Here is an 8,287-nt window from a genome sequence, read left to right on the forward strand (position 1 = left end):
GCACAGTTTCTCGCCTCCATACACCAATTTTCTGACGAAACAGTCATCCCAAAATCCAAGTGATAAAAATGTTGATTAAGGCATCCCACACGATAGGATAAGAAACACTGCGAAACGAAACGAAATCTGAGCCGCTAAGCTATTGACAAAGAACGGAAAGTTTTTTCTCCCGCCACCGAAGGATGGGAGCGACTTCAAAGAATTGTTCAAGCTCATTGTCGCCGCCGGTGCTGGTCGCCCGCTAGGATCCGACGGTCATACGGCAGGTCCATGGACGCCAGAGCTTCTGGCGGAGGCCATAACGGATGTAGATCCTAAGCGGATTGGCGTCGATCTTCGAACGGTTCAGCTCTGGTTTCAGGAGAATGAAAAAGGCATAAGCACGACCAACATCGGGTTGCTGGCAAGAGTTTTAAGTTGTGGTGATACGGTTGCTACAAGCGAATGGAGTATGGAACTCAGCGCTGCACACTCTCGGCTTGTCGCTAAAAGACGTGAGCAGAAGAAGACTGAAACAGTCGAACCGTCGGAGCCAGCCCAAGTTGAACCCCGAATTGCAACATCGGACTCCGCAAACGATAACGATGGTAAGCGATGGAATCTGACTAGATGGTCAGAGAAGCTTTTCGGTGAGGGGTCTCCGCTGAATCTGTCTGCCTCGGCTTTTGCTGGAATGTCGGCTCTCGGGTTCCTTTCGTACATCATTGGCATTCACAACGTAACATTCACCCGATCGGATGGCATGATCAAGCAGGTCGGATTCCTTTGGGCGGCGAACTGGACCCTCGTGTTCATGGTGTTTCTTCCGGTCTTCCTGGCCTTCGTTTCCGAACTGGTGCATTCGTGGAAGCACGAAGAACGTCGTCGGCTTTGCGATGGCGCGCCCCAGGACAGCGAGCGCGCATGGCGACATATTGTCGACGCCTCATCGGGTTCGTTTTGGGCGGTCTTCCTGATTTGTTTGCTATTTGCCGGTGTGTTCCAGTGGATCGGCGTTTGTCTGGTCCCCCTTATTAATGGAGGAGGAAATTACGCAACCGATTGGGGCACAATCGCGATAGTCCGGCCTGAAATCGTCACGATACCTGTTGCGATCGGTTTTACGGCATTTGCCTATCTTTATATGAGTTTTTCATTTTATCTCTTCTTCGCCGGCCTCATTCTGCTTTACTCGGTCATCCACGACCTTCGAAAGTTAAGCGAAGGTGCAACAGCGCTGACGAACGCAGGTACGGGCTTTAGAAGCGAGACCGCAATCTGGGTTATGCAGGGGGTTTTTCGCTGCACGGTTTTAGGCATATTGATCGCTACCGTGATGAAGCTACAAAGCTCGTATTTAGCCTCTAACGGCGCGAGCATTGTAGCCTGGGTGATCAACGACCTTTCATCTATTTTGTACGATCAAGCGACGGCCCAAAGCCGTATTAGCTATCGCATGCCCACACATTACAGCAGTCTGCTAATCGCAATATCGACCTGTTTTGTTTTCCTTTATGGAGTGACCCGCACTGGAGCGGGAAATCATTTTAAAGTCACATTGTGGAAAATGAGCGCCGTTGTGATGCTTCTATTTGCAAGCTATCTGTCAATCGACACGTTTTCTGGTTTTACTGTCTTGATGTTTGTCGGGCTCCTAATCGCTATTTATGGCTTATTTGATCCGGCCCTTGGGTCCCGGCGCGCGAGTGAGGTGAGTAATCAAAGTGTTTCATAATTGGCTTGATAGATGGGACGAGATACGGGCACGACGCGGCGAAGACGCAAAAAAAGTAACTGATGTCAGACTTGATGCAGAACTTGCGTTTCCGGGCGCTGCAAATGTTTGCAGTATCGATGAATTCTGCAAACTCGGGGTACAGGCCGCCGCCATGCCTTCGTTCTTCAGAGAGCCGTATGGCAGTGAAAATGATTATGAGCGGGTAGGGGATTTCGTCAAATTTCCATCTGACATTTCGACCGACGTAGAGGAAAACAACCTGGTCTGGGCCAAGATCACTGATAGCTGGTCACGGGATAAGGCACTGGTGATATTCCATCATTGGAACGCACGTTCCCGTAATAGTCAGATCGCAGGTTATTTCTCGAAAAGAGGTATTACGGTTGTCGAGATCGCAATGCCTTATCATTTCGAACGAAGCCGTCCGGGGTCCAACTACGCTGATTATATGCTTAGCGCGAATCTCGGCCGAACGATTCAGTCGCTACGGCAAGCCGTGTGGGATGGACAGAAGCTCATCCGCTGGCTCAAAAGCGAAGGGTATCAAGAAATCTCCGTACTCGGAATGAGCCTCGGTTCGTGGGTCGCAGGATTGGTAGCAGCCCATGACACCAACGTTAAGAAAGCCTCGCTGTTTCTCACAGCCGGAAGTCTTGCCGGTATGGTTTGGACCGGGCGCGCAACGCGAGCCATACGCGAAAGCTTTGAGCCTACGATAGACCTGTCTCATCTGCACAGGGCTTGGGCACCGCTCGATCTCGGAAATTACGCCTACAGTCTCGCCCGACCGGCATTGGATATTCAGATTGTTTTGGCAAAAAGAGACAAGGTTGTACTGCCAGAATTGTCAATTGCTCTGTTGGAAAGTCTGAATAATGCTGGGGTAAATCCGAATGTTTTGCAATTAAACTGTGGTCACTATTCACTTGCAATTCCGCCGTACATTCTTAGGGCTGGAATCAATTTGAAGCGATTTGTTGCTTCAACATCGTTGCGAGAAAATGTTCCATAATAAGTATTATGTGATCGACGTATATAACAGGGTACATTCTATTTTAAACTGCAACATGCCAATGAATTCATGTGGTTAGCCATGGAGGAAATTGGATGTCGAATCGCTATTCGCAGATCACTTTGTCCGAACGTCGCCGTCTTTTCGAACTTAAACAGCTTAAAGTCCCTCTCGGCGATATTGCGCGGCTGATGGGTCGTCATCGCTCGACGATCTATCGCGAGATCAAGCGCAACAGCTTTCGGGACACTGAGATACCAGACTATAACGGCTATCATAGCGTTGTTGCCGACAACATTAGTAAGGAGCGCAGAACGCGGTTGCGCAAGCTCAGACGTTACCCAGAACTGCGCAAGTTCGTCATAGAACAATTGGAAGCACATTGGTCGCCGGAACAGATCTGTGGCCGGCTGATTAGCCATGGCCTGAGCGCGATACGTCTATGCGCAGAAACGATCTATCGCTTCATTTATTCAAAGGAAGAATACGCGCTGAAGCTGTATGAATACCTGGCTGAGATGCGAACAAAACGCTGCCCACGCGGCACCAGACGATCACGTAGTTCCCGCATTCCTGAAGCGTTTCGCATTCATCAACGTCCTGATTTTATTAGTAATCGTCTGCAATTTGGAAATTGGGAAGGTGACTTAATCATCTTTGATCGTGACCTTGGAGAAGCCAATGTCATGACGCTTGTTGAACGCAAAAGCCGCTATTGCGTCATCATCAAGAACAACAGTCGGCACTCAAAGCCGATCATGAATAAAATCATTCAGACCTTTGCTGCATTGCCTTATCACGCACGTCGAAGTTTTACCTTTGATCGTGGTTCCGAGTTTATGGCGTATCGGGCTTTGGAGGATGGAATGGGAGCTAAAAGCTGGTTTTGTGACCCAAACTCACCATGGCAAAAAGGTGCTATCGAGAACATCAACAAGCGCATCCGACGGTATTTGCCCAGCAACACTGATCTGACACAAGTCAACCAGGCTCAGTTGACTGCCCTCGCCCATAAGCTCAATGCGACCCCGCGCAAGTGCCTTGGATTTAAGACACCCGCCGAGGTCTTTGCTCAACTTTTGCAGGAAGCAGTATAATCGGATACCCTCACCACTGGCATGATGCAGTTGGGGTAGCTTTTCCACAGCAATATACAGATGCGACACTTGGGCAAATTAGAGATGCGACAGATTTTGCATCTCGTGCCCTGTTCAAACCGAACAAAGAAAGGAAGACTGGGTTTTCAGATGCAAGCAGCGGATGGGAGCCGTCATGTCTTGTTTGATCACGATGTCGCAGAAAGAACTCAACCGGCTGAAGACCGTTCAGCAAATCAGAGATAATCAGCTTCGTGTGGTGGAGGCAGCGGCGCTGCTTGGCCTCAGTCGCAGCCAGGTTCATCGGATGTTACAGGCATTTGATCGGCTTGGTGCAACGGGCCTTGTTTCGGGCAAGCGCGGTCGCCCGAGCAATCGCCGTTATGGCGAGGATTTCCGGAATGATGTTCTGGATATTGTACGGACGTATTATCGGGACTTTGGGCCGACACTGGCCTGTGAGAAGCTGATTGAACGCCATCAGCTTTCAGTCAGCAAGGAGACGCTGCGGCAATGGATGACAGCAGCGGGATTGTGGACATCGCGTCGCGAACGCAAGCGACAACTGCATCAACCGCGCGGCCGGCGTGATTGCTTTGGTGAACTGATACAGATCGACGGTTCGCATCATTGGTGGTTCGAGGAGCGGGGTCCCAAATGCGCCCTCCTCGTTTATATCGACGATGCCACTGGCAAGCTCCTGCATTTGCGCTTTGCGGGCTCAGAGAACACGTTTGATTATTTTCATGCGACGAAGGCATATCTCCAGCAATGGGGCAAACCACTAGCTTTCTATAGCGACAAACACGGCGTTTTTCGTTCGCTTCATCCGTCGAAGCAAGACCGAACAAGCGGCCTGACACAGTTTGGTCGGGCACTTTATGAGCTCAACATCGACATTATCTGTGCCAATACTCCACAGGCCAAAGGCCGTGGTGAGCGGGCAAACAGGACTTTGCAGGATCGTCTGGTCAAGGAATTGCGGCTGCGCGGCATCGATACGATCGAAGCAGCCAATGCATATGCGCCAGAATATATTGCAGATTTCAATGGCCGTTTTGGCAAGGAGCCACGCAATCCCAAGGACATGCATCGACCGCTGGCAGCGCATGAGAATATTGATGGTGCGCTGTGCCGGAAGGAAGTGCGAACGCTGTCACAAACACTGACACTACGCTATGATAAAGTGCTGTTCATCCTGGAACCGACCGAAGTTGCAAAGCGGCTTGCGCGGCAGAAGGTCATTGTCTGCGACTATCCCGACGGACGTCTGGAGATCATGCACGGTACGGACACCCTGCCCTATACAACATTCGACAAGCTTCGTTCCATTCATCGCTCGCCTGTTGTCGAGAACAAGCGACTGGATGACATGTTGTCGATCGTCGCTGAGATGCAGGCGGGACGGGAGCAGCAACGCAGCAAAAGCGGTCCGCGTCGTACCGGTCAGGCCAACCATATGTTTGGTATCCCTGACGGCAGTGTCGGGAACGGCTATCAGAAGCGAGAGCGTAAATCGCGAACAGCTTACATGAGCGACCCTGCCGTCATTGCCCGGCGAGAACAAGCTTTATTGAGACAGTCGGCGCCGGAATAAAGGGCGTCAATGGACACCGATATCGCTTTGCGTATCCGACTCCAATTGCAGGCAAGCTGTCCAGAGCGGTGTTTTGTGGAAGGTTCCGTCGTCGAGCAAGCTGAGCCCTTCTCTTGCCTCAAAAAGCAGGCCGAGCCAGCATAAGCGTCGCAGGACACCGTACTGAAGCTCGAATTTCAGGTCCCACGCATCGACGGTTATTTCAGTGTCGGACAGATGAGCGATATCCGGATAGAGTATCTTTACAATGTCCATCGCCTTACACCCTTCTCTGGTCTTGATATTGAGCAGATTGAGATACATACGCCACCAACGCAATCGTGCCTGGATCGCCTCTTTACGTTCGGTGGCATGAATATACGAATAGAGATAATCGGTGGCGATCAGATCGAAGAAAGCGTGTGGATTGACCAGAAACTCCAGGCCACGTTTGGTTGGCAGCAGTACATTTTTCCTGCGGCGAAGAAGCTTCAGATAACGGATCAGGTCGTGCACAACACAAAGTGGAGGCATGTCGTTTTCATTAAGCACCTTGTGCATGCTGTAGAGGTCTTTGGCTGTGAACCTGGGCCAGAGGAAGTTCTCAGCAGCCCAATGCACGAACTTGCGGTTCATCGCGCCGGTTGCCGTTAGTCCGATGCCGCCCTCGCGCTGCGCATAGGCAACTGCAAGCAGCATACCGCGAAGCAGTGGTGAGAGTGCAGCGATATCGACATCACCTTGCAGGCAGATTTTTGGTAGCATTGTACGACTTGGATCCCTCTCCTGCCCGATGCAGGTGAGCCGAGTATCAACTGCTGACAGAACAATTGCTACTGAGAAAGCTAAAGCCGAAGAGGTGGATATTCACCCGCCCCCATTCCTCGTTTGCAACCCCGACCAGCCTCTCGGAATGGGGGCTGAACGTCAGCACCTGTCGCATCTGTAATCTGCTGGGAATGTCGCAACTTTAACTTGCTAAAACAGGTCTGGATCGACCGCTATAATTACAAGCAGATCTTTTGCATCGATCTGGTCACCGGTCTTGACGAGGACTTCGGCGACCGTGCCGTCCTTCTCCGCATGCAGCGCCGTTTCCATCTTCATCGCCTCGACCGACACCAGCACGTCGCCAGCCTTGATCGCCTGACCGGGGGTGACGAAGACGCGGGGGATGACGCCCGGCATCGGCGCGGCGACATGGGCTGCATTGCCGGGTTCCCCCTTTCGGCGCGCGGCACCGCCCGACGCACCATGGGCGCGATCCGGCACCTTGATGCGGCGCGGCTGGCCGTTGAGCTCGAAGAACACCTTGACCATCGCCTGCTCGTCGGGTTCGCTCATGGCTTGATGCTGGACAACCAGCGAAACGCCCTTTTCAAGTTCAGGCAGCAGCTCTTCGCCGGCCGATAGCCCGTAGAAATAAGCTGGCGTCGGCAGGACGCTGACCGGGCCATAGGTATCGGCGGCCATTGCGTAATCGGCGAAGACCTTCGGATACATCAGGTACGAGGCAAACTCGAAGTCGCTGACGGTGCGTTCCAGCTTGGTCTCGATCACCTTGCGCTCGGCATCAAGGTCGGCATCGGCAAGCAGCGAGCCCGGGCGCTCCGTGTAGGCCTTTTCGCCCTTCAGCGCCTTTTCCTGAAGCGCCTTCGGCCATCCGCCCGGAGGCTGGCCGAGATCGCCCTTCAGCATCGACACGACCGATTCCGGGAAGGACACATCCTTGGCCGGGTTCTTGACATCGGCAACCGTCAGGTCCTGGGACACCATCATCAAGGCCATGTCGCCTACAACCTTGGACGACGGCGTCACCTTGACGATATCGCCAAACATCTGGTTGGCATCTGCATAGGCCTGCGCCACCTGGTGCCAGCGGGTTTCGAGACCGAGCGAGCGCGCCTGTTCTTTGAGGTTGGTGAACTGGCCACCCGGCATTTCATGCAGGTAGACTTCCGACGCCGGCCCCTTGAGGTCGCTTTCGAAGGCTGCGTACTGGTTACGCACGGCTTCCCAGTAGAACGAGATACGGCGGATCCATTCTGGATCAAGACCCGGATCACGCTCGGAACCGCCTAAACGGCAGATGGCTATTTTCGGCCCGATTATTGAGGCCCTTGTGCGACCAATGGCCAAGGCCGGGTGCCACTTCTGCCTTTGCTGCACCGTAGGAGCGGAGCTTATCGGTGATGATCCGTTTGGGAGCAAAGCCATAGCGCTTCATTAACGCCACGAGCAGTCGCTTTGCCGCCCTTTTATCACGCCGCTTCTGCAAGATTTCTTCGAGAACGGAGCCATGTTGATCCACCGCACGCCAGAGCCAGAATTTCTCTCCAGCGCATTTGACGACCACTTCGTCCAAATACCAAATATCGCCGGGGCGCGCCTGACGCCGCCGCAAGTTGCGTGTGATCTGGGGGCCGAACTTGGCGATCCAACGACGAACTGTCTCGTATGATACGTCGATTCCACGCTCAAGCAGCATTTCCTCAACTTCACGCAGACTAAGGTTGAACCGCAGATAAAGCCACACCGCATGAGCAATAATCTGTGGCGGAAAACGGTGACGCTTGAAGATGATATCTGATGTCTGCATCGCCAAAATTTACGCCCAAACCGTCAGGCAGGCAACTGTAGCCCAGTTAACGTGACAACACCGCTTAAAGCTATAAATACGTCAGTGCACTAGTAGACATATATTTTTACAACACGCAATATTCTGCCATTTCATAGTGCTTTAGAGGCATTGAAATACCAGCCTAAAAAGTGTTCAGCCAGCGATGGCTTAGCAAACGGCGAGATAACAGAGGTGGTTCGGTTTGTCTGAACAGTTTCGGGCGTTTCGTTAAGTGGATTTCCGCCGCGATTATGCCGCCACCATC

5 protein-coding genes and 2 pseudogenes are annotated in these 8,287 nt (G+C 52.5%); 4 read left to right on the forward strand and 3 right to left on the reverse strand.

Features of this window, described 5'->3' with window-relative positions; all coding sequences use genetic code 11:
- The first annotated feature begins 142 nt into the window (after positions 1–142).
- The 4 genes from FHY56_RS14135 (at position 143) to FHY56_RS14150 (ending at position 5,423) form a co-directional block, all read left to right on the forward strand.
- The gene (locus FHY56_RS14135; RefSeq protein ID WP_140905799.1) at positions 143–1,714 is read left to right on the forward strand and encodes an RcgA family putative transporter; all 1,572 of its coding nucleotides are present in this window, start codon (positions 143–145) and stop codon (positions 1,712–1,714) included.
- On the forward strand, positions 1,704–2,729 hold the full coding sequence (locus FHY56_RS14140; protein ID WP_140905800.1) for an RcgR family putative quorum lactone hydrolase: 1,026 nt from the start codon (positions 1,704–1,706) through the stop codon (positions 2,727–2,729). The genes FHY56_RS14135 and FHY56_RS14140 overlap by 11 nt, the downstream gene beginning before the upstream one ends.
- Before the next feature lie 95 nt (positions 2,730–2,824).
- A complete protein-coding gene (locus FHY56_RS14145) occupies positions 2,825–3,826 on the forward strand; it encodes an IS30 family transposase (protein ID WP_140905801.1) in 1,002 nt (333 codons plus the stop codon).
- A gap of 175 nt (positions 3,827–4,001) precedes the next feature.
- A complete protein-coding gene (locus tag FHY56_RS14150; RefSeq protein ID WP_140905802.1) occupies positions 4,002–5,423 on the forward strand; it encodes an ISNCY family transposase in 1,422 nt (473 codons plus the stop codon).
- Between the two features lie 6 nt (positions 5,424–5,429).
- Here FHY56_RS14150 and FHY56_RS17940 read toward each other — a convergent pair whose 3' ends face one another.
- The 3 genes and pseudogenes from FHY56_RS17940 to FHY56_RS14165 form a co-directional block, all read right to left on the reverse strand.
- Entirely contained in the window at positions 5,430–6,167 is a 738-nt protein-coding gene (locus FHY56_RS17940; RefSeq protein WP_168927611.1) for a hypothetical protein, read from the reverse strand.
- 213 nt (positions 6,168–6,380) lie between these two features.
- A pseudogene (locus FHY56_RS14160) lies at positions 6,381–7,478 on the reverse strand (biotin/lipoyl-containing protein); the annotation flags it as partial.
- Positions 7,477–8,001, reverse strand: a pseudogene (locus FHY56_RS14165) (IS6 family transposase); the annotation flags it as partial. The pseudogenes FHY56_RS14160 and FHY56_RS14165, both read right to left, overlap by 2 nt.
- Between the last annotated feature and the right edge of the window lie 286 nt (positions 8,002–8,287).

Origin of the sequence: Brucella gallinifaecis (genome assembly GCF_006476605.1) — a bacterium.
GTDB lineage: Bacteria > Pseudomonadota > Alphaproteobacteria > Rhizobiales > Rhizobiaceae > Brucella > Brucella gallinifaecis.

Coding starts and splice junctions, on each gene's coding strand:
- FHY56_RS14145 (WP_140905801.1), top strand. CDS start 2,825: ATGTCGAATCGCTATTCGCAGATCACTTTGTCCGAACGTCGCCGTCTT.
- FHY56_RS14150 (WP_140905802.1), top strand. CDS start 4,002: ATGTCTTGTTTGATCACGATGTCGCAGAAAGAACTCAACCGGCTGAAG.
- FHY56_RS17940 (WP_168927611.1), bottom strand. CDS start 6,167: ATGCTACCAAAAATCTGCCTGCAAGGTGATGTCGATATCGCTGCACTC.